This is a genomic window from Candidatus Bathyarchaeota archaeon (assembly GCA_026014735.1).
GTDB lineage: Archaea > Thermoproteota > Bathyarchaeia > Bathyarchaeales > Bathycorpusculaceae > Bathycorpusculum.
Genome location: JAOZHT010000001.1, coordinates 454,799 through 477,768, shown reverse-complemented (window position 1 = coordinate 477,768; position 22,970 = coordinate 454,799). Strand labels below are relative to the sequence as shown.

Here is a 22,970-nt window from a genome sequence, read left to right as displayed (position 1 = left end):
GTCACCAACCCTCAGGCTATGACTAAAAATTCTCTAAACCCGCCAAAAGCAAATGCATCAACCCAGCCTAACAGAGCTTAATACCAACGTCCAGCCATATAGGCTATCGATGAGCCCTAAAACCGCAAGCCCATACGGCGTATCCGTGGTCACCACCACATGGAACGAGCAAGAAAACATTGCAGAGCTAATCCGCAGAATCCGCCAAACGCTCGCGGGGCGCCCCCATGAAATCGTGGTGGTGGATGATAGCTCGCCAGATGGAACCCTCCAAATCGCCAAGCAACTCGCCGACGTAGCCATCGGAAAAGCACACGAGGGACAAACCAAGGGGCTGCTGCTGGCTGCCAAACACGCCCGGTACCCTATCGTAGTCACCATCGACTCAGACCTAGAAAACCCCCCTGAAACCATACCGGCGCTGCTGGAAAAACTCGCTGACTGCGACGTAGCCGTTGCTTCCCGCAGGGTTCTGCCAAGAATTTCTGAGCGGTGGGCAGCGGCAACTTTAGGCAGATTAATAGGGGTCTCTGATTTCTACTCAAATTTCCGGGCTTTCAGGCGAGAAGCAATCGTGGATGCCAAGTTGCGGGGCGGCGAAACCTTCGGGGGTGAACTGTTGGTTGCGGCTAAAAAAAGCGGCTTTAAAGTAGGCGAATTGAAGTATCAGGCTCCGCCGCGCCGTAGCCGACCACGCATCGGCGGCAGCCTCCGCGCTAACCTACGCATAACCGCCTCGACATGCAGGTGCCTCTGGATTTACCTTCTCAGCTAAGACGCTGAAGTTATATTTGCCTCGCCGCCCAAATGTTTAGGTGGAGGCTTCTTTTGGATTTTTCTTTGAACGGCAAATGGAGATTTAACGGTTTTTTGGAAGACACTGGAGAACAAGTAAAAGCCTACAAGCCAAACTACCCGGATGGCGACTGGCTCTTGGGCGAGGTCCCCGGGGTAGTGCATACGGATTTGCTGGCTAACAGATGCATCGCCGACCCGCTGCAGAACGAAAACGAATCAGCGGCACAGTGGGTCAGCCAGAGGGAATGGTGGTACCGCAGGGAATTTGAGTTGCCCCAAGGCCTCGCCGAAAAAGAGGCGCTTTGGCTTGTCTTCGAGGGGCTAGACACCGCTGCCTCAATCTGGCTTAACGGTGTAGCCGTGGGCAAAGCAGATAACATGTTTAGGCCCTGGCGCTTCAACGTAAAAGAAGCCGCTTTGCCGGGACGAAACGTGTTGGCGGTGTGCTTTAAGCCGATCTACCGGGTTGCCGCTGAACTTGAACGCCGATACGGCGCAGTATGCGGCTGCCTGCATGCCGAGAACTGCTCAAGCCGCCCCTACATCCGCAAAGCTCAGTATATGTTCGGTTGGGATTGGGCTCCGACTTTGCCGACGGCGGGGATATGGCGCAGCGCTTCTCTGGTGGGCTATGATGTGGCAGCGCTGGGGGGTTTGGCGGTTTTGCCTCTTGAAGTCTCAGAGGAGAAGGCAGCGGTCAAGTTGTCTGGGGAAGTTTACTGCGTTGAAGATTGCGTGTTGCAGGCAAAGTTTACGTTTGAAGGCTTTGGGCAAAAACAAGAAAAAACGCATGCGGCCATCATCCCCGCGGGTTACAGCTTGATAGAAACCCAAATTGAAATCTCAAAGCCACAGCTTTGGTGGCCCAAAGGCTACGGCAAACCAAACCTATACACCGCCACCCTGGAAATCACCGCCCAAGGCAAGCTGCTGGATAGGGCAGAGGCAAAATGCGGCATCCGAAGCGTAAAGCTGCTCCAGCAGTCCGACGATGAAGGAGTAGGCTTCGTCTTCGCGGTTAACGGGCGAGAAGTGTTTTGCCGCGGCGCCAACTGGGTGCCCGCTGATTCATTTCTGCCCAAAGTCTCCGCTGACCGTTACCGCGCCCTGTTGACTTTGGCATCTGAGGCTAACATGAATATGCTGAGGGTTTGGGGCGGCGGAGTCTACGAAGACGAGGAATTCTACAGTCTATGTGACGAGTTGGGCTTAATGGTTTGGCAGGACTTCATGTATGCCTGCGCAGCCTACCCCCAGACCGATTGGTTCCTTAAAGCAGCGGAGGAGGAGGCGGAACTGGAGGCTACGCGGCTACGGGGGCACCCCTGCATCGTGGTGTGGTGCGGCAACAACGAAATCCATTGGCAGCACCATCAAGTCTGGAGGGACCGCGAGAAGCCTATGGGACTGCCCATTTTTGAGGAGGTGATTCCGCGGGTTCTTGCCCGGCTGGACGGCACAAGGCCCTACCGAGCCAGCAGCCCCCTAGGCGGAGAAGACCCCAACAGCGAAGCACAGGGAACACGCCACAACTGGATGGTGTGGAGCAAAGGCGCGGATTACCTAAGCTACCTTGAGGATCGGGGGCGGTTTTTAACTGAGTTTGGGTGGCAGGCGCCGGCGACGCTGGGGCTTCTAAAGCAGACTCTGGGCGATGCTGATTTGCGGGTTGACTCCGCTGGCTTTTTGGCGCATCAAAAACAGACGGATGGATTGGAACTTATGAAGAGGCTGCTTGCGCTACATTACCCGGTGCCTAACGATTTCACGCGGTTTGTCCTCTACAGCCAACTCAACCAAGCCGACGCCCTCAAAACCGCAGTGGCGCATTGGCGCAGCCGCATGCCCAAAACCAGCGGATGCCTCATCTGGCAGCTAAACGACTGCTGGCCCGCCATAAGCTGGAGCCTCATCGACTACGGCCTAAACCCCAAGCCCGCCTACTACGCGGTTAAGCGGATGCTTCAGCCGATTGTTGCGCCGCTGCTTGTTAAAGATGGGGTGGCTCGGGTTTTTGTGGTGAATGAGTCGGCATCGGAGTTGGCGGCGACTTTGAAGTTTACGCTGGCGACTCTAAGCGGGGAGGTTCTGCATCGCCAAGAAGTAGCTGTGAAGGCGCCGACTTTCACCTCCCAGCTTGTATTGGAGATGCCCTTGAGTGGCTTACCAATTGAGGGCAACTCGGTTTTCATAGCGACTCTGGAAAGCAACCGCGGAGTCCTCTTTGAAGACGCAAAAACCGCTTCTGAACCCAAAGACCTGCAGCTTGTAAATAGCCAGATTAGGCTTGAATCGGCAAAGAAAGCCCCCGGGGAATTCGCGGTCACGTTAGCTTCTGAGTTGTTTGCCAAAGCGGTAATGTTAAGCCTCGGGGATGCGGAGGGCATGTTTGCAGATAACTTTTTTGATTTGCTGCCCAACAAGCCAAAGACGATCCGATGCAGCCTAAAAAGGGATATATCCGAATCAGAATTCCAAAGGCTCCTAAGACTTGACGCCTACCCTTATGCGCAGGTCTAGTTGATTCCGGAGGAGACCTGGGGCTTGATGGATAACGGGTTGGCCTTGCCGCCTTTCACCAGCGACTTGGCACCTATCCACTGCACCAGGGGGTAACCGACGATGACTTGTCCCCAGAAAGTCAGCAGCCGCGCAATCGTGGTTGCGGCGCCCGCGATGACTAAGGGCACGCCGTAGAGGGCAAAAAGGCTAACCATGGTGACTTCAACTGCGCCGACGGGGACGCCGGCGGTTAGGGTTTCCACCGTTGTGATTATGCAGTACACCGTCGCCAAATCAACCAGCGAGATCGCGGTGAAGTCAAGAGCGTAGAACACCATCAAGTAAACGACGAGGTTAAACAGCCATGCCACCGTGGCGTAGAGGGCGGGTTTGATGAGTTGGCGGGGGTGGTCTTTGAAGCTGCGGAACACGCCGCTAAAAGACGATAAGCCGCCGCTGATTTTGGTTTCCAGCGACTTCTGCCGAGCCGGATCCTTGATTACCCGCTTTATTACCCACATGGCAACGGAGACAAGCTTGCCTACGGCGTCGTCTCTAAAGGCTATGAGGAAGATGCAGCCTACGGCAGCGCCGGTTCCCGCCATAACTAAGATTACGGGGGTAACAAGGTATAGGGGCAATTGGCCTGAAATCAAAAGAAGCGTAAACGCCACCAGCAACCCGCCCGAGTAAACGAAGGTGCTGATTAATCGGGAGCCGATGACGGTGGCGGCGGCGATGCCAGTGTCATGTTTGGTTTCTTTCTGTGCCAACGCAATGCGGGCGAGTTCTCCGCCTATGGTGGCGCTGGGGATAATTAATTCGATAAAGTTTCCAATCCAGTTGAAGAGCAACAGTTTGCGGAATTTGACTTTCACTGAGAGGGATTCTAGCAGGCTATGCCAGATCAGCGAGTCAAACACTACACCGGCGAAGAGTGCAGCCACCGCCAATGCAAAGAAGAGGGAGTACTGGTACACGTTGAGGCTGCTTAAAAGGGTGATGAGACTATCGAAGCCCACGAAGAAGTACAGGTATAGGAAGAAGGCTACTAAACCAATAGCCATGAACGCAAGGGTTTTTCCGCCTATTAAACGCAGTCTTTTTCCCACCTCTGCTGCTGAACTGTTTGTTTCCAAAGCGCATTGTTCTTCAACGCGTCAACCGCGTCTTTTTGGTTTAAGCCCAAAAGGTACTGCTGCTCTAGTTTACCATTCAGTATTCATGCAAACAGGGTTTTCGATACTTATTAATCAAGTGGCGAGGATAACACATTTACTCCAAGCATTTTTATAAGCAAATTAGCGCTAACAATTCAAGTAGCTAAGCGGTTTTTTGACCATCAAGGCATGCAGCGTCTGGGAGCCAAAAGAACAAGGCAGCAGTTTAACCAAAAAATATAATTCATCCAGCACGAATAGCTAAGATGGGTCTTAATTTTGGCACATGCCGACACAGCAGTTTTAAAGAATCTTATGCTCTATTTGAAAACAAAGTCGCTTACCTCGCAGAATCTCTACAAACGGGAAAACAAGGAGGTAGATGACATGTTCATGGATTTGCTAAGCGTATTCCAGCGCTACTACGACCACGCCGAGGAAGCCGACAAGCAAACCCTGCGCAGCATGCTTGACCTCATAATTCTACTCTCGGAGCAGGTGCATAATTCCCATAGGCAAGCGGAAAGCACCATAGATGACTTCAAAAACTACATAACCGCCTTGGAGGGCAGCTACCGTAACGTAGACGGCGACTTTGACAAAACCATCGCTAAACCCGCCCAGGAAGAAGCGGAAGAGAAAGATAAAGAGGAAGAGGAGCGAGCCAAAGCCATCGAGGAATACAGTAAACGGGCTCGACCCAGATTCTACGAGTAACCTAACGTTTCCGCGCTTGCTCATCGAGGACCTTATTGACTAAGCCGTCCGCGCGTGCTATCTGCGGATGCTCTCTTGGCACGTTTACGAAACCGATTTTTTTAAAGCCACCCATCAAAGCTTTGACTTGAACGTTAAGCTTCTGTAACTCGGGATTCTTAACTGCATATTGTCCGTTTAGCTGCTTAGCCACAAGCTCGCTGTCTAGGTGGCAGAGCACTTCAGTGGCTTTAACGTCGAGGGCGTACTGCAATGCCATGAGAAGCGCCAGGTACTCGGCTTGGTTGTTGGTGTGGATGCCGATGTAGCGGGAACCCAACTGGAGGGTTACGCCCTGGCTGTCAGTGGCGATAAACGCTATAGCAGAGGGACCCGGGTTGCCTCTTGCGCCGCCATCGGTATAAATCATCAATTTTGCCATTGCATCACTTACCTGTCTATCCTACACCATTTATTTAAACAGTTAATCTTCAAGCGGCGGCTAGGTTGGTTGTTGCTGCGCGTATACAATCACATTCGTTTAAGAGCCAATTAAACCTACTAAAAAACGAAAAGGAAGAAACTTTTTTGTCAATTAACCCCCCTGGAATGGTTAAGCTTAATTCGCATGAACTCCAGTTTGCGCTGCTACGTCATGAAGGAGAAAGAAGCATCCTTAAAGGGTCAAGACGGGGCAAACTGGACATAATCGCGGAGATATTGCTGTTCTGTGAGCAACAGAAAACCAAAACCAGCATAATGTACAACACCAACCTTAACTATTCTCAGCTGAAAAACCACATGGACAACTTAACCACTCAGGGGCTGCTGCTAAAGGCACAGAACAAATATGTTACCAGCGAGAAGGGCTACCGCTTCCTTGAGTTATTCGCTCAGCTAAACGATTTACTTGAAGCCTTTACGTCATAGCGGCGGAGCGGTTTTGCCAGGCGTTTTTTAGCTCCAAAACAAAGCCTTCTTCATCTTGGGCTAAGCGCTGTTTTAGTTGGCGCCAGACAAGCGGGCAGTCCCCCTCACCCACTATGGACTTTATGGTTCTGTTGAGTTCACGCTTGTTTTCTTTGGTGACTTCTATGCCAGCTTTGGCGAAGACACCGTATAAGTGGCGGAAATAACAGGTCATACTATCATCGGTAAGTATTGGATAGCAGGGGTTAGTAAATTTATCGCGTTGCCGCCAATTATGCCACTACAAACCAAAACGCTAAATCCGCCCCGCCCTAATCAACATGGGAAAGAAATGAGCAAACCTTCGCCACCGACATTTAAGGGCAGAAGCCTAGGCATCGCTGCCTTAACAGCTGCCCAAGCATCCATTGGCGTCATCCACGTTGGGGCAGGGGCGCTGCTTTTAGCCTCCGAGGACTTCTCCAAGCTCCCCGCCACCGCCGCCTATGACGTCTACACGCTGGTCTATGGTTTGCTGACACTGCTGTTTGCGGTTTGGTTTTGGCAGATCAAAAGATGGGGGTGGGCTGGAACCGTTGCGGTTTGCTTGTTTGTCTTTGCCGCTGACTCTTTAAGGGTGCTTGGTTTACCGACGATCCCGGGGATTCCATATGCACCGGCGTTTGCGGAGATAGCCTACAGCCTCCTGGCGGTAACTTACCTTTTCACGGCGAATGTGCGTGGAAAATACCTTAAGAAGCCACCACCGATGAACCTGAAGTTTTGGAATAAAAAAAGAAAAGGGCAATTTTAGCTTGGGGGGCACCGCTGGAGGAGGGCGTTTATGGCTTGGGTGAGTGCGTTGCATGCGGTTTGTCGCGGTTGGGCGGAGGAGTCGGTTTCGAGTTTTTCGAGTTCCTTGTGGAGACGGTCGGAGGTTTCGAAGAGTTCCTGCTTGTGCTTCTCGTAGTTGTCATGGAGTTTATCTTGCTCAGCTTTGAAATTCGATGTGATGACTTCAAGCTCGTTTTTGGCAGCTGAAAGGTCCTGGTTTGTTTTGGCGAGTTTCTCTGCGGCTAAGCGTTTCTCTTTGAATTTGAAAAAGCCCAGTTTGACGCCTTCCTGCGCTGCTAAATCGTCTTCTAACATGCGGACTTTGTTGCTTAGGCGCTGTATGTCGCTGTTGCGTTTGTTGCTTAAGTCGCGGGTTTGCTCAGCGTATTCTTTGTCTGCCTCCGCGATTTTGTGGTTGTTATCCGCTAAGGCTTTGGCTTCCTCAGATAAGTGAGACTCCGCAATTCGCTGTTCCGCAAGGGCAGCTTCAACGTCAAGGAAAATCTGCTCCCGCGCTTTCTGGAAAGTTTCATCAACTTTTATGGCGGGGGTGCTTTCAAATTCGCCTACGACCTGGCGCAGGTTAATTAGCCAATCATCATAGTACTGGCTGAAAGGGGATAGCGCAAATATTTGGCTTCCTAATCGGGTGATGCCGCCTAGGGCACGCTGCGAGACCTCCTGTGGGGAAGCCTGCGGTGTTTCCTCACGCAGGTACTTGGCGCCTTGCCGTGTCTTCTTGGCCTTGGTTTTCTTCTGGCGGGTGCTTGTTGGATGTTTGCTGGCGCCTGCTCGGCTTCTTGGTGTTCGATTGCTCATAATCAAACCAGTGGGATAAAGAAATATTTAAAGGGTGGCACAGTCCACTGCCACTTTCTTAGCTACCGATGGCTACTTATGTTTCCTTTTTGCTTTGCCGCCGGCTGATTTGGCAGCAGGCAGGGTAGCGGCGGGTTTGGGTTTGCGTCGCCGTGTAAGAAGCAGCAGTGCAGCCACCACCACAACCACGACAACCACAATTCCGATTGCTAAATTCGTGCTCTGGTCGATGCCGATAACGCCTGTTGAGTCGCCTCCGCCGTTGTTGTTATCTGGGCCCGATGAACCCGAGTCTGGACCAGGTGTCTCGACGACGGCGGGACCGGGGGTGGGGGTAGGAACATCTACGGGTGCGGAGCCCTCCAGCAGGGGAGCACTTAGCTGGAGACGTAAGCTGTAGCTGTCGATTTTTTGGCCCGAGGGTACAGAGGTTTGGTTGAGGTCAAATGCGCCCGCGCGAAGGAAAGCGGTGGCGCCGGGTGCAAGGTCTGTTTGGTTGGAGTAGCCTACCGCCACAACTTGGCCGGTGGAGTTATAGAAGGTGGCTGAAACGATAACGCTTGTCGCGGTTTGGCTGCCGGTGTTTTTAATCTGGCAATCAGCGAAGTATTCGCCTACCGCGGTCAGGGTTGGGTGATGGCTGGTTATGGTTATGTCTGGGTACTGATACTTGGCGGTTGCAGGTGCCTCGCTTATCGAGAGGGACACATCCGCGACGGTTCCAGTGAAGGTTCCATCGGTGCTGCCCTGTGAGTGGAACTCCAGATAGAAGGGTGCTTTCTGGCCGGGTTTGAGTTGGAAGCCCCAAGCCTTGATTGATGAGGTGAGTTCTTGGCCGTCGGTGGTGGTTACTGTACCCGAGACTACTACTTGGTCAAGGGTGTTTGGTCCATTGTTCTGGATTTCGCCGACGACATCAAGGTAGCCCAGAGTGTCTACGTAATAGCTGTAACTGACGATTTTAACAGTGCTGGCTTGGCTGGCACCATTTGGAACCAGCGTTATACTCAAAGATGCGGCTACAAAAAAGACAAGTAAACATGCGGTTAGTTTTTTCATTGCTTGGATACCCCGTTGCGGTTGTTTTAGATGTTCAATGCGGGGGTGATATAAAATTGTTTTTCCAAATTAGGGTCTGTGGCTCTGCCGGGCAGGGGAATAGTTTTAAATGTAGAGTCGCTGCCTATGGATGTAGCGGCGGTACCATTGAGTGAAAAGTTACGTCCCTATGTAGTTTTTCTTCCCGTGGAAAAAAAAGATAAGATACTCTCCGCCATATTTGGCTCCAAAGCAGGCGTAGACGTTCTGCGCTTCTCACTCAAGCAGGGCATAGCTAAAAACATCTACCAAAAAGACCTCGTCGCCAAACTTAACTACTCCAACAAAACCATCATCGAAAACCTCAAAACCCTAACCTCCCTTGGCGTCCTCAACGAGAGCATGGAGAAAAACGAGAAGGAAGGCCGCATCATCTGGATCAAAGCCTACCAACTCACCAACCTTGGACGCTGGTTTGCGCTGCTCCTAGCGGAGGAGGCAGAGATCACCGAGCAGGAGAAAAGCGAGATTTTGCAGAGTCTGTTTCGCACCTACGTTAAGCAGGTTAAGCGGTTGGCGGAGGAAATCGGCATCAACAAGAAGATGCTTGAGGAAACCTTCCGTGAAGAAATGAAGAGCACTGCTTAGCTGTAACCTCACCGGGGCAGTCACACATCCATATTAACTCTCGACCGTTAACTGTAGTGAATCCATGCGGCGGCAGTCGTGGGCAGTCGGTTTTTAGATGTCTATTAAAGAAGCTTTCACCTCGTTTCTAGACCAGATTAAAGCAGCACTCAAAGAGTACCTGAGCAAGCAGGAGGCAGCCGTCAAGGAGCGGCTTAAACGAATCCTCATCTTTTCCATAACCGGCGCCGTGTTGATGTCGATTGGGATTTCCATGGCGGGTGCCGCTTCGCTGTTTTTCCTCATCGGGTCACTGCGGTATCTACAGACGTTTCTTCCTTCGTGGCAGGCATGGTTCATCATCGGAGGCACCGCCGCCGTTGTCGCCGCCGCCCTCTTCATCGCGCTTGCCCTGATAATTAGAAAACAGCTTTCCTCGCCCAAAACGCAGCCGCAGCCCCCGCCCTCCTCCGCCCAAGTCACATGCGAAGTCTCCAAACCAAAAACCTAAGGCCCCAGTTTAGAGAAGCCGCTTCTGCTGCTGCCCCATAACTGCCTCATACATGCTATCTGGGGTGTAGCCGGCAAAACTCAGCAGGTTAGCGGCGGAGTCATAGAGGAGCAGCAGGTACTTTTTGACATCGGGGTTTGTGTCCTTCTCGATTAGCTGCGCCGCTTTGACCCTGCGCATAAATCGCTTATTTTGATGGCTGGTGAAGAGGAACTTTACGCTGTTGCCTGCCTGCGAATCCACGCCGTAGCTGGCCAGCTGCTGGGCAACGATGACTTGGCTGACTTGCTGGCGGTACTGGCTGATGGGGCGCGACATATGCTTGGTCACGATTAAATCGGGGAGCGCCACGTCGCCGTCTATGAGCCGCTGCCGATAGCTGCGCAGCACCCCGATGGCTTGGGGGATGCGCCTGTAAACCTCGTCGGCGTCGCCGGCGGGGGACAACGCATCTATCATGTCGGTTTGGGCGTCGTAGACAAATTTGGGGGTGTCGCGGCGGCGCACAGCTAAACCTCGGACTTTGACTTTGCCGCCCTCCAAGGCGCCGAAGTAGCGGTTGAGGACGCCGACGCGGGGATGCAGTCTTGAGGGCAAGAAAGCTATCCACTTGTAGCGTCCCTCAAAGTTGATGGGCACACCGATTTCCTCTGTGATTTTTCTGCATAGCAGACGGTAGTCCTCCATTGTAGCGTCGGGTTTTTTTAGCCACAGCGAATCCACTATGCCATGAATCACCTCAAACCCCGCGTCCTCCGCGATATGCGCTGCTTTAAGGAAGACTTCGCGGGCAAACGCGCAGACACCGATGTGCCCATCGACGGTGCCGAATTTGGAGTTGCTAAACCCCAAGTAGCCAAAGCAGGTGACCAGTATCCACTTCAGCGCGGTCTGGCGTGCATCATAGATTTCCCGCTGCCGCCCATCGGAGGCTTCGTCTCTTAGGCGCTTATAGGTTAAGCGTTTAGTCAACGCTAAATCCACCGTTTTAGGAACCATGCCTACGCGTTTGGTGCAGATGTGATAATCCAAATCTGGAATCCGCACCGGCGAATCCGGGCAGCATTTGCAGAGCACCGTTTCAGCGGATATATTGTATTTGCGCATAAGCGAGGGATACATCGAGGAGAAATCAAGCTCGCCTATGCTGCTGTAGAGGCCCACTCGGGGTTCAAAGACGAAGCCGCCTCGGTCGCCCACCAGCAAATCCAACGCGGACTTGAAGGCTTCGGGGATTTTTTTGTTGCGGGGCAGCAATACGTCGTCTTTTTGGGCTTGGTAGAACTGGATGGAGGACATGCTTGAGCCGATGGAGAACCTAGCCGCCGTATGCAGTGGCACCCGGCAGGTGCGGGCTATCTCGATGAGGCCTTGGAAGCTGGATTCCTTCATGATGAAGGTGTTGGCTTCGTCGATGTGTATTCGCCCATAGAGCCTTACGGCGCCGGCGCGGTAGAAGGTGTGGCCGTAGGAGAAGTAGGTTTTGCCCGCGGCTAAACGGCGGTTAAAGGGCACCTTGTCGCGGCTGAGGAGGAACTCGTCGAAGACCCCGTTTGCGGTGGCGCGTTGAATCAGGTAGGGAAACAGGAAGGAGTCGCCTGAGCTGGTGAGGATTACGTCGGGATCCAATTCGGCGACGGCGTAGGAGAGCTGCAGCAGCTTGGTGGCTTCGTCGCCGTAGTCTATCTCGATTTCCCCGCGGGTGCCTGTTTGGATGCGGATTTTCTCGATGGGATCATCAAAGCTGGGCAGGATACCTTGTTTGGCGACATCCACCGCTAGCCGCAGCACACGCAGCTCAGGCACTGCATAGTCGGTGCTTTCCACGCTGTCCAGCAGCCTGTAGCTTAAGCCCGCTTTGCCCGCCTCCACCTCCACGTAGGCGAGGGGGAACAGGTCGCGGCTGAAAAAGTAGCTGCGGTCACTGTGGACATCGCAGTTGTGGACTTCATAACGCAGATAATCGCCTAAACGCAGAACCTCCAGCGTCAACTGGGGAATCTGCCTGCAGTCCCTAACGGTTAACTCCAGAACCCGCGTTTTTTCGCTGTCGATGGGCTGGGCATACTTCTCGGTGAAGCGTAGCGAAGCGATTTTTTGGTTGCTGCAGAGTTTGCTTAGCAGCCCGTCTAGGTCCTCCTGTTTAGCGGAGACGTAGATGCAGGGCTGGAAGCGGTCGGTTAGGCGGATGCGTTGCCCCGACTCAGAAATCACCCAAACCGCCACGCGTCCGGCTTCGGTTGGGTAAGCATCTAAAATCCAGCCCTTAACCTTGCTGGGCGCTGCTGGACCGGTGGGTTTTGAGGTCATCGATTTCCCTCTGCAGATGCTCTATGCGGATTTGCTGGGAAAGCACAATCGACATCATCATGGGTTCGAAGAGGATGGGTTTGGTGGCGTTGCTGGCGGCTGAGGCGTAGCTGCGGCAGGCATCCATGAGGGCGTCGAAGGCTTCGCGGTCTTCTCGGCGCAGGGCTTTGGCAAAGCCGCTCCAGCGGCGGATTTCATCCTCGACTGCCATGCGGTAGGATTCAACGGTTTTACCCAACGCCGCCACCCATAAAATCTGTTAAGGCGAGTTTTTTGGCTGATAAGTCAGCGCTGCCCAGCTTGTAGGTGGGGTGTTTTTCGAGGGCGACTTCTTTGCCATGCGATGTTTTGGTGAAGCGCAGCACGGTGCTGGCGTATTTGGCGGTTACTTCCTGGAGGAGGCTTTCCCGTTTGCTGCCCTGATGAGGCAGATACGTGGCGATGAGGGCGATTTGGTGTTGGCGGGCGAAGTTGGCGAGGTAGGTGGCGAGTTGGCTGTAGATGCGCTGAGCCTCCTCTGCGGCGATGTTGTTGTCAAGGAAAAAGCCTGCTAAATCAGAGATAACGACGACTTTGGCGTTGTATGCCGCCACGGCTTGCTCGAGGCGCTCCATTATCAGGGCGGTTAGCTGGTAGGCGGTGAAGGCTCGGGATATGTAGATTTTCTTTAGCGCCCCCTCGGGGTTAAGCTGGTAGAGCTGGGCTAAGCGGGCTACGTTGTAGAGGCGAAAGGTGACGCCGCCGTCGATGAAGACCACGCTGCTTGCTAAGCCGCCCAGCTGCACCGGCAACTGCGCCCGCACGCAAAGCAGGGAAGTCAACGAGGTCACGGAGCGGGAACCATAGAGGACAGCGAAGTCGCCGCAGCTAAACCCGGGGAAAAGCCCGTCGAGAAGAGGCATATTCAGCGAAAGCGCTGGTTGCTCGTTCCGCGTTAGGGCTGGTTTAAAGGTTAGGTTCTGCATGTTTTTCTCCCGAAAACCCCTTTGTGGCAGGTTTTGCTTATTTAAATTATCAGCCAAACGACGCCCGGCGGCAGTGGAGGGGACAGCGAAAGTGAAGCAGCGATGCTCTAACGCAAACTTTATTCAAAACAAACCTCAAACTAAGAGAGGTGAGTATGAGCAAAAAAATAGCGGCCCCACCCAAAACAACCAGACAAAAACAGCTAACGCAGGTTTTGATTGCTATATATAGAGGGGGGATAGGTCTGTGCAAGCAAGCGAGGTTTAGGCGGGTTGACCTTTGGGGTTTGTGGGGCCTGGAGATAGTTTGAGGGGGGAGAAGGGAGAGCGTGCAAAAATTATTGTTCTCCAAACCTTTCCACCCAACCCGCCTGTACCCTTGCTTTTGCTTTGCCTCCTATAGTGCCTTGAATGCCTCGAACCATCGGTTATACATCGAAAGCATATCCAGCGAGACGCTGGGTTTGCGTTCCTCCAGTATCTGGCGGAAATCAGCCATCGTCAACGGACGCGGCTTTGCTTCCTTGTCCATGGCTTTGCCTGACTCGAAGAATTCACCGATGAGTTTAAGCTGCGCAGACTGGCAAACATCGCGTATGTCGCTTCCCGAGAAGCCCTCGGCGAGCCTTGCGAGTTCATGCAGGTCCACGTCTGGGCTAATCTGCAGGTTGCTCGAGTAGAGCTTGAGCATGCTGAGGCGTGTACCATGGTCTGCCAGCGGAACCAAGATGCGTTTCTGGAACCGTCGAATAAACGCCCAGTCCAGGTCCCAGGGCTTGTTGGTTGCGCCGATCACGTAGACGTGGAGCGCTTTGCCCTTATCCATGATGCCGTCCATCTCCTTAAGGAACTGGTTGCGCACGCGGATTTCGCCGCCGACCTCGTTAGTGTGAGCGCCCATAAGCGAGTCCAATTCATCCACGAATACGATGGCGGGTTTGCCCTCGTTGCTGCTCTTGCGTGCTGAACCAAACAGCTTTGCCACGTTCTGCTCGGCTTCGCCCAGCCACTTAGACATAATCGAAGCTGCATCAATCGAGTAGAAATTCGCCTCGATCTCCGTTGCCACCGCAGCCGCCAGCAAGGTTTTGCCGCAGCCCGGAGGACCAAACAGCAAGATGCCCCTTGGCCACCCCAACGGGAACAAGTCAGGGCGCTGCACGGGGTAAACGATGGCTTCTTTAACGGCTTTTTTAGCGACGTCTAAGCCGACAACTTCGTCCCAGTTAACTTTAGGTTTCTCGGTGATCACTAACTCTTCATTGTTGGGTTTAGCTAATCCGTTTCCATCCATGGTTGCTGCTCCTCCTCCTTCGCCGTCTTCGTTGGCTGCTTGATTCATCTCCATCGGCGAAACTGCTCCCTGAAGCGCCTTTATGCGCTCCTGGTAGGCGATTGCGCGTTGCACGTAAACTTTATTGAGGCCATACTCCGGATAAAGCTGCACCAGCTGCAGGAGGCTCTCGATGGCTTTCTGGTAGAGGGTTATGGCTCTGCCTTTCTGCCCCTGCTTATCTAGGCGCACAGCATCCAAAGCATACGCTGTTGCCGCTTTCTCTAACTCGTTTGAAGCACTCATTTGATTTTTTCTCTCTCCTTCTCGTTTGCTTATTCAGGCGAACGTAACTCTATCTTGATTTTTCCCTGCGTTCCTAACGCTTCGAGGGCACGTTCAATTTCCTCGTTGGAAGTCTGCAGTTCATTGGAACATCGGCTTAAATCGATTTCGCCGTTGCTTTTACGCACGTACTCTAAAAGCACGTCTTCCAACGCTGGCTTGGTAACTTTAAGCGAGAACTCTTTAATCTCGGATTTCTTGAAGGTAAACATGGATTTCTCGGGGTCAAACCCTGCTTCCTCAACGGTTTTCTTGCCAAACACCTGCGAGGAACTCGCGGTTAAAGCCACCAATTCCCGGATGGGAGTTTGAGGCTCTTTAGCTACTTTCTCCTTGACTGGCGCCGCAGCAGGCGGCTCAGGCAGGGCTTCGGAGAGTTTTTGCTCCATAAAGCAGGAGACCTCCTTTAGGATTTCTTCGCCCGCCTCGGTTTTTTTGCCCACTGGAACCAGGTTCTCGTCGGCGGAGAGCTTGGTAGCATGGAGGGTTTCCTGAATAGTTGAGTTAACGTTACTGAGTTCGCTGCTTACATCAGGAAGCACCTGGAATAGCTGCTGGGAAACACCCTGAAGCAGGGTAAGTGCAGGTTTAAGGTCAGTGACTATGTCACCGAGTTCCTTGATGGTTTCAAGGCGCATAACAACCCGTTCAATGGCTAAATGCACGTTACCGATGAAGCTGATTAACTTGCGGACCTCAGCGATTTCGGTGGCGCAAATCGCTGCTTTGTCTTTGTTGTTCTTTTTAAGTGCACTCATGCAGGTTTCAAAAAGAACACGATCCCGCTCTTTAAGGCGAAAACTTGCTTGCTCCAGCTTGTTCTGCTGGATTTTAAGTGTATAAATAGATTTAGTGGCGACTTCACGAATAGGGGGAGGGGATTGGTTAGTGAAGCTTTTCATGTCTTGTCCCTCCACAACCTACCGTGTAGTCCATTCCCGTTTAAGCGCTTGTTTTTCCGATATCTTTCACGTAGACGACAACAGGGGGCTCAGGTAGCTTGGTAGCTGTGTTAGTAACCTGCTCGGCGTAAATCTTGTTTGCAACCGGCTGAGGCTTAGGTGCGGGCTGGCTTTGCTCGCCCAATAGCACACTGGATAGGCGGCTCTTGGTGAGTTCATAGTCAGTTTTCTCGGTGGTTGCCCGCCGCAGGGTTTCTTGCAAAAGCCCGAAGGCTGCACTGTAGTTTTCATCGTCGACTTTGCCGATTTCATGCTCGATTTCCAAGTTAGCAATCGCGTAGCTTAGCGAGGAAATCTCTTCCTGGCAGCGCTCGACTTCTATGGATGATTCGTCGATGATTACTTGCGCTTCCTTCTTAAGCTGGGAGAGGACGCTTTCGAAGCTGCTGTGGAGTTCCTGGTAAACGTCAGGGGTGATTTTCTTTTTATCCACCAGATCCTTTAGGGCTTCGTCTTTGCGCCAGATGAGGGGTATGTGATCACAAAGGATGCCTGCTTGTGATTTGATTTTTGAGATGAATGTGATTTCAGCGCCACTGAAACGTAGGCTTTCCATGGGCTGCTTGGAGAATTGGCCGTCGCCAAATTCGATGTATGCTGCGTCGAATTTGCCGTTTGGTGAGAGCGCAAATGATGCGACTTTTCCGATTACTCGTCCGTATTCGTTCTTGATGGGTTTACCGATAGAGAGAAAAAGATTGGAGTAGGACATTTTTTGTTTTCCTCCTTATCTTAGAATGTTGTTTTCTCTGCCTGAGAAGCAGGGGTCGATGGCATTCCTGGGGGTAGGTCTGGGAACTTGTCTTTAATTTTCTGCTCTGCAACAGTTGCTGCTTCAGTTAGGATCTTTGATGCGTCCTCGTTGACTGTGTCGAAGTTGAGGGTCATGCCGCTGCCTTGGCCAGCTTCAATCATGATTCCGCTAAGCATGTTACCGATTTCGCCAAGTTCATTTTCTGCCTCTGGAAATACACTGACTAAGCCTGATCTGACCGAGCGTAGAACACCGACAGCTGGGCCGAGTGTAGAGACTACGTCGCCTAATTCTGATACAGTTCGTAATCTTAATGTAATCTGCTCGAGAGCAAGTTTAGCATTCATGATTAACTTGGACATTTTTCTAACTTCTGCAAGTTCGTTTGCGAAGACGTTTGCGCGTGCACTGTCATGCTTTGTGTATGCGTCGACGATGCGTGCGAAGATGGCTTTGTCGCGTTGGCTGAATCTTTCGTTTGCCTGGTCGAGTTTTTGGACTTGGAGTTCAATGCGTCTGACTGCGAAGTCAAGACGTGGTTTGAGTGGTCCCGGCGGTTTTACTGCGTCTTTTATGCGGTCCCCGAATGCTTGCTCATCACGTTTTGCTTCCCACTTTTTAGCGAATCGTTCTGACAATTTGATTACCTCTATACCGCGTTAGAGTGCTGGAAAACGAATTATGCATTGTTAATATGTTGGAAATATGTACGTATATATGTACGGATATACGTGGTGAGCAATTGTCCATGCTTGTTTAAAATTTGCCAGTAAAAGGGGTACTGCGGATTGATGGTTTTATACATAAACGTGTTAGTTACACTAAAATGATGCGTTGACCAACCAAGTACCAAAGGTGAACATAATGAACAGTAGATTGAAAGTATTTGGCATAATAGCCGTTTTGGGATTCCTCGCAGGCATCATCGCACAACTCACAGCCACCATCGTCATCCCCTGGCTCGTAACAGTCCTGCCCCTGCTCGGCGGCGCAACTAACTACCTGATCTCGGGATTCGCAGGAGCAGCCCTAACCGTCGTGCTCGTCGGCGTCTGGGCATACATGACAGGCAAAAAAGACCCATACTAAACACTCCCCCCTTCCCCCTATTACAACCCCAAAAGGTTAGCATACCGTTTCTCTCTTAGCCACAATTTTTGTTTTTTAAATTCAAGAAGTAAATGGGCATAATTCTGCACAAGTAACTCAGAGCCTAAGGCGACGCCTTAAAAGAAAACCTCAAACAATTAGGGAAGCAAGCCATAAAGGAACTTGCTTAGCTCACTTTCATTTTTTGCGTTATTTGCTGTTTTCTTCGGGCACAAACACCGCTGCAGACACTGTGGTGGTCCAGAGCCCGTTTTTGTCGCCTGACGCCGACTGCGTGCTGTTAGCGGTTTTTATGATGAGCCCGGTGGTTTTGAAGATTTTTTTGCGTTCATCCCAGGCGGTTTCGGGGTCAAACTGTATACCCATCGTGGTGGCAAGCATGGTGGCGGCAAGGTCCTCTGCGTAGTCGCCTGCGGTTTCGTCGGTTTGCCCAAAGCTATGATGCTCGCTCAGGTAGCCGTACTGGTTTTTGCCGCTGGGGATGGCGACGCCTACGCTGGATGCGACGAGGCGGTGGGGCTCGTTGGTTGCGTTGCGGGCGATGACTACGAAGGTGATTTCTCCGGGCTGAATCATCTTTAAGCCTTTTTCGCGTGTAAGCTGCTCGCAGCCGGGGGGCACGATGCTTGACACGCTGACTAGGTTGCACATTTGGATGCCTGCGTCTCGGAGGGCTAATTCGAAGGATTGGAGTTGCTCTTTGTGTTTTCCAACTCCTTTTGTGAAGAAGAAGTACTTTGGTATCATGTTTGGTTTCGGAAAATATGGATTGCAGTATTCATTTATTAGGGTTTTGTTTACAAATTAAACTAAGAAATTAAAAAAAGGGCAAATTGTAGCTACCTATTCTTTGTTGTCGTGTTCTTCTTTGCCGAGTTTATTCATAACCAGCGAAAGCAACTCAGGGAACCCAATGAGCAGCAGCACCACAAGCCCCTCGATGTGTTCACCGAGGAACAGGAGCACTGTCCCCGCGACTGCCAGCGCCCAGATGGGGAAGTACATGAAGCAGAATTTTGATTTAGAGATAACTTTCTGCTTAAAGCCCGTGAGCAGAATCCCAAAGGTTACGATGTAAACAGCAAACAACCCCACGATTGCAGAAACCTCAAAGCCCACATGCGCCGTCAAGTAAGCGATGCCTATTAGGCTTAAACCCAAAAGCGGCACTAACATAATGTAGAATTTGCCGCTTGCATACACGCTGCTGGTGCGTTTATGAGGCATCAGAATCGGCATGGACTTGAGCATCCCGGCTTTTTCGATGACGGCGACTTTTTTGCCCATAACCTCCACGTACTCGTCGAGGTGGTCTTGAAGGTAGGATTCTGCCTCAAGCAAGCCGCGAAGGTACTGCACTGACGCCCAGGGGCGGATGTCGAGGTTGCCGCCGACGGAGATGTCGGTGACTTCCATACCCTGGTAGACTGCATCGAATTTCTTGAGTGACTCGGCACCGTCGATTATGGGTTTAATGCCCACGCATCCCGGCACGCAGCGTGCATAAGTCACCAGCATCATAACCATAAAGGGCGCGTTAAACCATGAGAGCCGCTGATCAAGGCCTTCACCAAAGTACTTGAGCGTGTAGGTTTCGGGGATAGTGCGCCATCTGCCCTCCGCTTCGAATTCTGCTATGAAGGATTTCAGCGCAGGCAAATACTCCTCCAAATCCTCACCTAACATGAAAAGCGCGTAAACCGCCATGCGGGTGCTGGCGTTGTTTGTTTCCGACTCCGCTAGGCGCCCGTTGGGTTCAAAGCCCCAAAGGCCCGTGCTTGGGTTCTGCGCCGCCTTAAGCCATGCAGCCCCGTTTAAGGTGGCGAGTTTAGCGTTTTGGTCGTCTGGGAACAAATCAACCAGCTGCCGCAGCGCCACCAACACAAAGCTGGTGGCTGAAACGAGGCTGTCTTCGTATTTCCAGATGCTCCAGCCGCCATCCTCGTTCTGGTTCTCCAAGAGCCAATCTTTAGCGCGCCGAATCGCCTCTTTAACTTCGATTTCGCCTGCAAAAAACGACAACGCAAGAACCGCACGTGCCGTGGTGTCAACGAAGCTGTTGCCGCGGTTAATCAGGGGCCAACCATCACCGTAGTCGCCACCGAGATTTTGGTGACGCAGAAGCCAGTTTTTGGCGCGTTGGATGCGGCTGTCTTGTGGGGGGAGAAGTTTGTATTTTAGGAGAATGAAGAGGGTTTCCGCGGTGGTCCAAACGCCGCCGACGTCGTGGGGTTTTTCCGCGCAGAAACCGCCATCGTCATCGTCATTTGGCTTGTTGATTTGCCAGTTTAACACTTCGCTTTGTTTTCGTCTAACCCACTCTGAATATACCAAGGGCATCACAGGTTATCGGTTGCGCGTTACGCTCAATGAATTGTGTAGGAAGTAGTTATAAATCTTACAGCTTACCAGTCAACCTCCACGATACCTAAAGGCGCCTGGGACTGCAAAACATAATATTAACCCTAAAACATATTTGGGCATATTCGAAGGGCAACAATTGGCGGCGCATACCGTATTTAAAGACGAATCCAAACTGGACATTAACTATATCCCAGCGGAGCTGCCCCACCGCGAAAAAGAACAGCGGTTGCTAATGGAGTTTTTCGGGTTTGTGCTGCGGTGTCCCCAGCGGATGGCGCAGCGGGTGATATTGACTGGGGACGTGGGCACGGGCAAAACGGCGTTGGCGCAGAATTTCGGTGCCAACCTGACTTCTCAAGCTAACAGGCGCGGCTTGAAATTCCGTTATGTTCACGTGAATTGCCGCGAGTTCCGCGGTGCGCTGCAGCCTATTTTGCATCGTGCAGTCTCGGTTTTTCGCCCCAACTTTCCCGCCCGTGGCTACGGCGCCGAAGAAATCCTCTCTGCGCTTATGCAGGTGCTCGACGAGGAAGACGCCACCATGATTCTGGCGCTCGACGAATTCGACAGCCTCATCGAGAAGGAGGGCTCCGATGCAGTGTACAAACTAACTAGGCTGCAGGAGATGCGGCAGGGCCAGTCACAGCGACTCTCATTCATCTTCATCATGCGCAACCTCGACGCCACCGCAAAACTCGACGAAAGCGCCCAAAGCACCCTTCAACGCAGCATCATAAGCCTGCAACGCTACGGAAAAACAGAACTCATCGACATCCTCTGTGCCCGCGTTGCCTTAGCCTTCGAGTTGGGCGCGGTAAGCGAGGACGTGGTGGATTTAATCGCTGAACTTGCCTACAGCCAAACGGGGAATGCGCGGTTCGGCATCGAGCTGCTTTGGCGCGCCGGAAAATACGCTGACGCAGGGGACACGGGTTCGGTTGAGGCGGAGTGTGTGCGGCAGGCGGTTTCCAGCATCGTGCCTAGTCTGCGTCGCAGCGAGCTTGCTTCGCTTGGGCTGCATGGGCAGATGTTTCTGTTGGCGGTGGCGCGGTACTTTAAGGAAAACGAGGAGGTCTACGCAAGTTTAACTGAGCTTGAAGGGGCCTACGCGGTGGTGTGCGAGGAATACGATGAGCAACCCAACAGCCACACCCAAGTCTACAGCTACACCGTGTACCTCTCCAGGCTGGGGGTGCTTAAGGCGGAGGTGGCGTCTGGGGAATCTCGGGGACGCAGCACAAGGGTTTCGCTGCCAACCATCCCCGCGGAGGAACTTGAGAGGCAGATGGCAGACAGCATAGAGGCGATGCGGAGGCAGCCTTAGTGGAGCTGGAAGAGGTTTTCTCATCTAAACCCCGCATGAAAATCCTCAAACTCATCCATCAGATGCAGCAGCTAAACGTCTCGAAAATCGCCAGCCAAATAAACATGAATTACTCGGCGACAGCAGAGCACCTGCGGCTGCTGGAGGCAGAGGGCATCTTGGAGGTTCGGGTGTATGGCCGCGTGCACCTTTACCGCTTCGGCGAGTCAGCGAAGGCAAAGGCGGTGGCGGCGCTGATTGAAGCCTGGGAATAGCTAATCACGCTGTTGCTTGCCAAACTCTACCCCCCTCTATTTATAGGCTCAACGCTTGCTGATGCCGCAGCGGTTTGGCTGTGCAGCTGCGGGGTCAGGGCGGCTATGGGAGGTTATTTGTTGGTTGCTGGCTGGTTTGGCTAGGCATCTGCCGGGGAAAGTTTCAGGGTTTCTGTATTAACCTGTTTGCTTTTCAGTCTTTTCGGTGGTTGGGTCAAATTTCTTTGACTGGGTTTTTCGGGGTTAGTCAAGGTTTCTTGTCGAAAAACCTCTTTCGGTAGGGCAAACGCGGCAGCAGCGTTTAGGCTGATTGTAGATGGGAAAGCGTTTTATGGTTCCCTGAGAGTCTAGATAACGCGTATTTTAGCTGTTCTCCAAGCTGGTCTGGTGTTTTTTGAAGAAAATCGAGGTTATCGTAACCCCAAAGGAAGCCCCCGACGGCGAAAAAGCCCTAAAACACATGGGGCTCCTCTACGTCCACAGCAAGGTTTTGGTGGAAGATGAGGAATGCAGCAGCTACTCCGCGCTGATACCAGACGAGTTCGCCGCCAAAGCCATGGATAAGGTTTCATCAGTGATTGACCTGCGGCATAAAAATAACATGGTCAGCATGTTAGTCGTCGAGGGGGTAACGTCGAGTTTCATCGAGCGCCTCAAGGAAAAGGCATCGAAAGCCAAATCCGCCCTTAACCCCACCGAGGAACTCGTCGAGAGCACCCAACGCTACACCCATCTAACCTGGGACCTGCTGGCTACGACGCTTCTGGCAACGTTGATTGCTCTATCGGGGCTTTTCCTAGACAACGTCATCATCATTATAGGCGGTATGCTTATTCCTCCGCTGCTTGGACCCGTGAATGCCTTGGCGGTGAACGCGAATTTGGGGCATCCAAAAAAGCTCTTAAACAGCCAAGCCATCGTGCTGATGCTGCTCGCCGCGGTGATTCTGCTTTCGGCGCTTACCACCTTCATCGCGTCCCAATTTATCTCGCTGCCTACCACTCAGCAGATACTCATCCAAGTTCACGTAAGCATATTCGACGTGCTCATCGCGTTGGTAATCGGCATAGCAGCGGGGCTTGCACTCCGCACGGAGCTACCGGAGAACCTTTTTGGCGTGGTGATTTCGGTGGCGCTTGTTCCCCCCGCCACCGTCGCGGGCATCGAGTTGGCATTGGCAAACGAAATATTCTTTGTCAGCGCCCTCGTGTTAACGCTGGTGTACCTGCTTGGGCTAGAATTCGGCTGCACATTGATGCTGCGGCTTCTGGGGGTCTCGCCGAGCAAATATTACCAGAAGGGCGAGGCAAAACGGCGCTCGACATACTCCATCATTATGTTGGCGGTGCTGTTTGTGCTGTTAGCGTTAATTGTGTATTTCCTGCCGTTCACAGCATAGAACCGCTGGACCAGGC

General features: G+C 52.4%; 25 protein-coding genes. 11 read left to right on the top strand and 14 right to left on the bottom strand.

Annotated features, from left to right (window positions below; genetic code table 11):
• Window positions 1-109 precede the first annotated feature (109 nt).
• Both NWE93_02440 and NWE93_02435 read left to right on the top strand, forming a co-directional pair.
• Entirely contained in the window at window positions 110-775 is a 666-nt protein-coding gene (locus NWE93_02440; protein MCW3999080.1) for a glycosyltransferase, read from the top strand.
• Between the two features lie 53 nt (window positions 776-828).
• Complete coding sequence (locus tag NWE93_02435; GenBank protein MCW3999079.1) at window positions 829-3,318, top strand: hypothetical protein; 2,490 nt, start codon at window positions 829-831, stop codon at window positions 3,316-3,318.
• Here NWE93_02435 and NWE93_02430 read toward each other — a convergent pair.
• On the bottom strand, window positions 3,315-4,439 hold the full coding sequence (locus NWE93_02430; protein MCW3999078.1) for a flippase-like domain-containing protein: 1,125 nt from the start codon (window positions 4,437-4,439) through the stop codon (window positions 3,315-3,317). The genes NWE93_02435 and NWE93_02430 overlap by 4 nt on opposite strands.
• Before the next feature lie 300 nt (window positions 4,440-4,739).
• Between NWE93_02430 and NWE93_02425 the strand changes: the two genes are divergently transcribed.
• Window positions 4,740-5,177, top strand: a complete 438-nt coding sequence (locus NWE93_02425) for a hypothetical protein (protein MCW3999077.1) — start codon at window positions 4,740-4,742, stop codon at window positions 5,175-5,177.
• Window position 5,178: 1 nt separating this feature from the next.
• On the opposite strand, the gene NWE93_02420 is transcribed toward NWE93_02425, so the two are convergent.
• Window positions 5,179-5,586, bottom strand: coding sequence for a ribonuclease HI family protein (locus NWE93_02420; protein MCW3999076.1), 408 nt, complete (start codon window positions 5,584-5,586; stop codon window positions 5,179-5,181).
• Between the two features lie 158 nt (window positions 5,587-5,744).
• Here NWE93_02420 and NWE93_02415 point away from each other — a divergent pair, with 158 nt between their 5' ends.
• Entirely contained in the window at window positions 5,745-6,086 is a 342-nt protein-coding gene (locus NWE93_02415; protein MCW3999075.1) for a winged helix-turn-helix domain-containing protein, read from the top strand.
• Here NWE93_02415 and NWE93_02410 read toward each other — a convergent pair.
• Window positions 6,076-6,300 carry a hypothetical protein gene (locus NWE93_02410; protein MCW3999074.1) on the bottom strand — a complete coding sequence of 75 codons (225 nt, stop codon included), beginning with the start codon at window positions 6,298-6,300 and terminating at the stop codon, window positions 6,076-6,078. The two genes, NWE93_02415 and NWE93_02410, sit on opposite strands and share 11 nt — an antisense overlap.
• Before the next feature lie 117 nt (window positions 6,301-6,417).
• Here NWE93_02410 and NWE93_02405 point away from each other — a divergent pair, with 117 nt between their 5' ends.
• The gene (locus tag NWE93_02405; protein ID MCW3999073.1) at window positions 6,418-6,879 is read left to right on the top strand and encodes a hypothetical protein; all 462 of its coding nucleotides are present in this window, start codon (window positions 6,418-6,420) and stop codon (window positions 6,877-6,879) included.
• On the opposite strand, the gene NWE93_02400 is transcribed toward NWE93_02405, so the two are convergent.
• Both NWE93_02400 and NWE93_02395 read right to left on the bottom strand, forming a co-directional pair.
• Entirely contained in the window at window positions 6,876-7,718 is an 843-nt protein-coding gene (locus NWE93_02400) for a hypothetical protein (GenBank protein MCW3999072.1), read from the bottom strand. The genes NWE93_02405 and NWE93_02400 overlap by 4 nt on opposite strands.
• A gap of 72 nt (window positions 7,719-7,790) precedes the next feature.
• Window positions 7,791-8,777 carry an FxLYD domain-containing protein gene (locus tag NWE93_02395; GenBank protein ID MCW3999071.1) on the bottom strand — a complete coding sequence of 329 codons (987 nt, stop codon included), beginning with the start codon at window positions 8,775-8,777 and terminating at the stop codon, window positions 7,791-7,793.
• A 147-nt stretch (window positions 8,778-8,924) separates the two neighbouring features.
• Between NWE93_02395 and NWE93_02390 the strand changes: the two genes are divergently transcribed.
• Together NWE93_02390 and NWE93_02385 are read left to right on the top strand one after the other, a co-directional pair.
• The gene (locus tag NWE93_02390; GenBank protein MCW3999070.1) at window positions 8,925-9,404 is read left to right on the top strand and encodes a hypothetical protein; all 480 of its coding nucleotides are present in this window, start codon (window positions 8,925-8,927) and stop codon (window positions 9,402-9,404) included.
• Window positions 9,405-9,501: 97 nt separating this feature from the next.
• The gene (locus tag NWE93_02385) at window positions 9,502-9,894 is read left to right on the top strand and encodes a hypothetical protein (GenBank protein MCW3999069.1); all 393 of its coding nucleotides are present in this window, start codon (window positions 9,502-9,504) and stop codon (window positions 9,892-9,894) included.
• A gap of 9 nt (window positions 9,895-9,903) precedes the next feature.
• Here the strand turns inward: NWE93_02385 and NWE93_02380 are convergent, their stop codons facing one another.
• The 7 genes from NWE93_02380 to NWE93_02350 all read right to left on the bottom strand — a co-directional run bounded on the left by NWE93_02380 (window position 9,904) and on the right by NWE93_02350 (window position 17,141).
• The gene (locus NWE93_02380) at window positions 9,904-12,204 is read right to left on the bottom strand and encodes a hypothetical protein (GenBank protein MCW3999068.1); all 2,301 of its coding nucleotides are present in this window, start codon (window positions 12,202-12,204) and stop codon (window positions 9,904-9,906) included.
• Window positions 12,161-12,442 carry a hypothetical protein gene (locus tag NWE93_02375; protein ID MCW3999067.1) on the bottom strand — a complete coding sequence of 94 codons (282 nt, stop codon included), beginning with the start codon at window positions 12,440-12,442 and terminating at the stop codon, window positions 12,161-12,163. The genes NWE93_02380 and NWE93_02375 overlap by 44 nt, the downstream gene beginning before the upstream one ends.
• Window positions 12,435-13,169: a hypothetical protein gene (locus NWE93_02370; protein ID MCW3999066.1), complete on the bottom strand. Its 735-nt coding sequence runs from the start codon at window positions 13,167-13,169 to the stop codon at window positions 12,435-12,437. The genes NWE93_02375 and NWE93_02370 overlap by 8 nt, the downstream gene beginning before the upstream one ends.
• A gap of 397 nt (window positions 13,170-13,566) precedes the next feature.
• On the bottom strand, window positions 13,567-14,748 hold the full coding sequence (locus tag NWE93_02365; GenBank protein MCW3999065.1) for an AAA family ATPase: 1,182 nt from the start codon (window positions 14,746-14,748) through the stop codon (window positions 13,567-13,569).
• Between the two features lie 29 nt (window positions 14,749-14,777).
• Window positions 14,778-15,689, bottom strand: coding sequence for a Snf7 family protein (locus NWE93_02360; protein MCW3999064.1), 912 nt, complete (start codon window positions 15,687-15,689; stop codon window positions 14,778-14,780).
• A 40-nt stretch (window positions 15,690-15,729) separates the two neighbouring features.
• Window positions 15,730-16,461: a CdvA-like protein gene (locus tag NWE93_02355; GenBank protein MCW3999063.1), complete on the bottom strand. Its 732-nt coding sequence runs from the start codon at window positions 16,459-16,461 to the stop codon at window positions 15,730-15,732.
• A gap of 20 nt (window positions 16,462-16,481) precedes the next feature.
• The gene (locus tag NWE93_02350; GenBank protein MCW3999062.1) at window positions 16,482-17,141 is read right to left on the bottom strand and encodes a Snf7 family protein; all 660 of its coding nucleotides are present in this window, start codon (window positions 17,139-17,141) and stop codon (window positions 16,482-16,484) included.
• A 226-nt stretch (window positions 17,142-17,367) separates the two neighbouring features.
• Between NWE93_02350 and NWE93_02345 the strand changes: the two genes are divergently transcribed.
• Window positions 17,368-17,592 carry a hypothetical protein gene (locus NWE93_02345; GenBank protein MCW3999061.1) on the top strand — a complete coding sequence of 75 codons (225 nt, stop codon included), beginning with the start codon at window positions 17,368-17,370 and terminating at the stop codon, window positions 17,590-17,592.
• A gap of 210 nt (window positions 17,593-17,802) precedes the next feature.
• On the opposite strand, the gene NWE93_02340 is transcribed toward NWE93_02345, so the two are convergent.
• Entirely contained in the window at window positions 17,803-18,360 is a 558-nt protein-coding gene (locus tag NWE93_02340; protein MCW3999060.1) for an arginine decarboxylase, pyruvoyl-dependent, read from the bottom strand.
• Between the two features lie 96 nt (window positions 18,361-18,456).
• Entirely contained in the window at window positions 18,457-19,947 is a 1,491-nt protein-coding gene (locus NWE93_02335) for a terpene cyclase/mutase family protein (protein MCW3999059.1), read from the bottom strand.
• Window positions 19,948-20,113: 166 nt separating this feature from the next.
• Between NWE93_02335 and NWE93_02330 the strand changes: the two genes are divergently transcribed.
• The 3 genes from NWE93_02330 (at window position 20,114) to NWE93_02320 (ending at window position 22,954) form a co-directional block, all read left to right on the top strand.
• Entirely contained in the window at window positions 20,114-21,301 is a 1,188-nt protein-coding gene (locus tag NWE93_02330) for an ORC1-type DNA replication protein (GenBank protein ID MCW3999058.1), read from the top strand.
• On the top strand, window positions 21,301-21,555 hold the full coding sequence (locus NWE93_02325; protein MCW3999057.1) for a winged helix-turn-helix domain-containing protein: 255 nt from the start codon (window positions 21,301-21,303) through the stop codon (window positions 21,553-21,555). The genes NWE93_02330 and NWE93_02325 overlap by 1 nt, the downstream gene beginning before the upstream one ends.
• A 394-nt stretch (window positions 21,556-21,949) precedes the next feature.
• A complete protein-coding gene (locus NWE93_02320; protein MCW3999056.1) occupies window positions 21,950-22,954 on the top strand; it encodes a TIGR00341 family protein in 1,005 nt (334 codons plus the stop codon).
• Window positions 22,955-22,970: the final 16 nt, after the last annotated feature.

What these genes read in the sequence shown, in the direction of transcription:
- NWE93_02440 (MCW3999080.1), top strand. Translation starts at nt 110, where the DNA reads ATGAGCCCTAAAACCGCAAGCCCATACGGCGTATCCGTGGTCACCACC.
- NWE93_02420 (MCW3999076.1), bottom strand. Translation starts at nt 5,586, where the DNA reads ATGATTTATACCGATGGCGGCGCAAGAGGCAACCCGGGTCCCTCTGCT.
- NWE93_02410 (MCW3999074.1), bottom strand. Translation starts at nt 6,300, where the DNA reads ATGACCTGTTATTTCCGCCACTTATACGGTGTCTTCGCCAAAGCTGGC.
- NWE93_02405 (MCW3999073.1), top strand. Translation starts at nt 6,418, where the DNA reads ATGAGCAAACCTTCGCCACCGACATTTAAGGGCAGAAGCCTAGGCATC.
- NWE93_02400 (MCW3999072.1), bottom strand. Translation starts at nt 7,718, where the DNA reads ATGAGCAATCGAACACCAAGAAGCCGAGCAGGCGCCAGCAAACATCCA.
- NWE93_02395 (MCW3999071.1), bottom strand. Translation starts at nt 8,777, where the DNA reads ATGAAAAAACTAACCGCATGTTTACTTGTCTTTTTTGTAGCCGCATCT.
- NWE93_02385 (MCW3999069.1), top strand. Translation starts at nt 9,502, where the DNA reads ATGTCTATTAAAGAAGCTTTCACCTCGTTTCTAGACCAGATTAAAGCA.
- NWE93_02380 (MCW3999068.1), bottom strand. Translation starts at nt 12,204, where the DNA reads ATGACCTCAAAACCCACCGGTCCAGCAGCGCCCAGCAAGGTTAAGGGC.
- NWE93_02370 (MCW3999066.1), bottom strand. Translation starts at nt 13,169, where the DNA reads ATGCAGAACCTAACCTTTAAACCAGCCCTAACGCGGAACGAGCAACCA.
- NWE93_02365 (MCW3999065.1), bottom strand. Translation starts at nt 14,748, where the DNA reads ATGAGTGCTTCAAACGAGTTAGAGAAAGCGGCAACAGCGTATGCTTTG.
- NWE93_02360 (MCW3999064.1), bottom strand. Translation starts at nt 15,689, where the DNA reads ATGAAAAGCTTCACTAACCAATCCCCTCCCCCTATTCGTGAAGTCGCC.
- NWE93_02355 (MCW3999063.1), bottom strand. Translation starts at nt 16,461, where the DNA reads ATGTCCTACTCCAATCTTTTTCTCTCTATCGGTAAACCCATCAAGAAC.
- NWE93_02345 (MCW3999061.1), top strand. Translation starts at nt 17,368, where the DNA reads ATGAACAGTAGATTGAAAGTATTTGGCATAATAGCCGTTTTGGGATTC.
- NWE93_02340 (MCW3999060.1), bottom strand. Translation starts at nt 18,360, where the DNA reads ATGATACCAAAGTACTTCTTCTTCACAAAAGGAGTTGGAAAACACAAA.